Annotated in this window: 1 protein-coding gene; it reads right to left on the bottom strand. The window is 70.1% G+C overall.

Going from position 1 to position 528, the window contains the following annotated elements; all coding sequences use genetic code 11:
* Positions 1–528, bottom strand: a 528-nt coding sequence (locus tag E5W87_RS19010; protein WP_292400755.1) for a LysR substrate-binding domain-containing protein, incomplete at both ends; no start/stop codon positions are given.

Consider the following 528-nt stretch of genomic DNA (forward strand, 5'->3'; position numbering starts at 1 on the left):
GCCGCAGCCGGATGGCGAACTCGGCGATTGGAACCGGCGGCAGCCCAAGGTCGCGCGGTGCCTCGACGATGCCGGAGTGGGCAAAGCGCGCCGTCCGCAGCGTCAGAGCAATACCGGCATTCACCGCCGTGCGCAGCCCGGCCAGGCTGGCACTGCCGGCGGCGATGCGGTAGCGACGGCCGGCCGTGTCGAGTGCCGCGATCGCCGCGTCACGAAAGCCGCACTGCGGATCGAGCAGCGCCAGCGGCTCGCGGAGCACGCCGACTTCGTCAGGCGCCGGAGCCTGTCGCATGGCAATCATCAGATCAAGGATGCCGGTTTGCAGCGCGTGCGCCAATTCGGCGGAGCGGCCGACGCGCAGTTCGATCCTGACGCGCGGGTGGCTCACGGCAAAGGCCCTGAGCAGCTCCGGCAGGCCGCTATCGGCGAAATCTTGTGTCGTGCCTATGGCCAAGCGCCCATCGGCTCGCGCGCCCTTGAGAGCCAGCCACGCCTCGCGATGCACAGCAAGGATGCGCCGCGCATGGC

Source organism: Mesorhizobium sp., from assembly GCF_004962925.1.
Classification (GTDB): Bacteria; Pseudomonadota; Alphaproteobacteria; order Rhizobiales; family Rhizobiaceae; genus Mesorhizobium.